The organism is Microcoleus sp. w2-18bC1, from assembly GCF_036700365.1.
Classification (GTDB): Bacteria; Cyanobacteriota; Cyanobacteriia; order Cyanobacteriales; family Microcoleaceae; genus Microcoleus.
In genome coordinates this window covers 1-1,854 of the sequence record NZ_JAUBOS010000152.1, presented here as the reverse complement: position 1 = coordinate 1,854, position 1,854 = coordinate 1, and the positions used below count along the sequence as shown (strand labels likewise).

Annotated in this window: 1 protein-coding gene; it reads left to right on the top strand. The window is 42.1% G+C overall.

Annotation, left to right across the window (positions count from 1 at the left end; genetic code table 11):
• The first annotated feature begins 254 nt into the window (after positions 1-254).
• A complete protein-coding gene (locus QT979_RS28780) occupies positions 255-1,685 on the top strand; it encodes an SLBB domain-containing protein (protein ID WP_333216513.1) in 1,431 nt (476 codons plus the stop codon).
• The last annotated feature ends 169 nt before the right edge of the window (positions 1,686-1,854 follow it).

Here is a 1,854-nt window from a genome sequence, read left to right as displayed (position 1 = left end):
CATGTGTCCTATTTTATGACACTTTGTGTACTCTGCTTACTTTTTTTCTCTCCTACCCCTACTTATTGAGCCGATACAAAAAGTATCCCCACAAAAATCTTTTCTAATGTGGCACCCAATTTGGGATGGCGTGCGGCTAAAATATAAATAGTCACAAAAACGATAAGCGTTAAACACAATAGCATCAACGCAAACATCGGCACCCTTAAAATATCTCTCATGGCTTTACCTCTATCATAAATTTGTTACTACCTATGAAATGGCTTACTCTCCCTGCTGTACAACTGCCACTGCTGGCGCTGGTACTCACTTTCTCCTATCCTCAAACCAACCTCGCTCAGTCGCCCGCCCCCGCAACAAGTATTAATACTGACTACTATCTAGGTGGTGGAGACAATATTAGAATTGATATCTACGATCTGCCCCAGCTTAGTGGGGAGTATCAAATTCCCGCTGGGGGAGCTATTCAAATCCCCATTATTGGTAGTATTGCGCTTCAAGGATTAACTTTAGAACAGGCAGCCCAAGTTATCAGTAGAGCTTATGGGCAGGTCGTAAAAAGACCTTTAGTTACAATCAGTTTACAAGCTGCCCGCCCGCTTAATATTTGGTTATCGGGTGAAATAAGTCGTCCCGGCTCCTACTTATTGCCCCTAGCTAATGGAGGCGGAAACAGACCATCAGTTCAGTTTCCCACGCTTCCTCAAGCTTTAGAAAAAGCTGGGGGTATTCGAGCTAGCGCTGATATTCGACGAATAATTGTGCGGCGTCGGCTTACGACTAACAAAGAAATAACTATCACTTATAATCTGTGGGATTATTTACAAAGTGGTCAGACCAGCCAAGATATCACCTTGCGAGATGGAGATCAAATCTTGGTTCCCCCTCAAGAAACAATTAATTTAGCAGAAACAAATCAACTTAGTGAATCTAATTTTTCTATACCAGCAGAGCAACCCCGTACTGTTTCAGTATTCGGAGAGGTGAAGCGTCCCGGTAGATATGTAGCGATTGGTGGTGATACCCAAAATGGTGAAAGAACTAACGGACAGCCGACCATTATTCGTGCTCTACAACTAGCTGGTGGAATCACATCAATCGCCGATATTCGCCAAATCCAACTCCAACGTTATACTAGAGGTGGCAAACAACAAATTAGAACTATTAACCTCTGGCAATATTTGCAAGAACAAGATACCTCTCAAGATACTATACTACAAGAAGGGGATATCATCTTTGTCCCAACAGCGACAGCGATCGACCCGGGAGAAGTTTCTGTTCTAGCTAATGCTAGCTTTGCTCCGGGGACTGTGCAAGTGAGTGTGATCGGAGAAGTCAATACTCCGGGTGGACTCAAATTACCTCCTAATACTACCTTAAATCAAGCAATTATGAGTGCGGGGGGTTTCAGACAAAGTCGCGCTAACTCTAGATATGTGGAACTGATCAGGCTGAATCCTAATGGCACTATATCCCGATCGCAAGTAGCAATTAATTTGAATCAAGGAATCGACGCTCAAAGCAACCCACTGATTCAAGATAATGACATAATTATAGTGGCACGTTCGAGGACTGCTATCTTGGTAGATAACATTAACACTGTTCTATCACCAGTTAATAATATTATTGGTGGAATTCTAGTTCCCACCCGATTCATAGAGCTACTCAGACTATTAGGAAATTAGGAATTAAATAGTAACATTTCTGCTATGGATAAAAAACTGTTGTCTTCCCTAAAGAATGACCTTAATGGTCAATATTTGTCGGTTCCCTCTGCTAATTAGGGCTTGCTGAATAATCGATCGCACATCAAGAATAAGAGCGATCGATATCTTCAAGCCGAGTTAAATATAA

Bases quoted from the DNA above. Each gene is read 5' to 3' on its own strand.
- QT979_RS28780 (WP_333216513.1), top strand. From the start codon at position 255: ATGAAATGGCTTACTCTCCCTGCTGTACAACTGCCACTGCTGGCGCTG.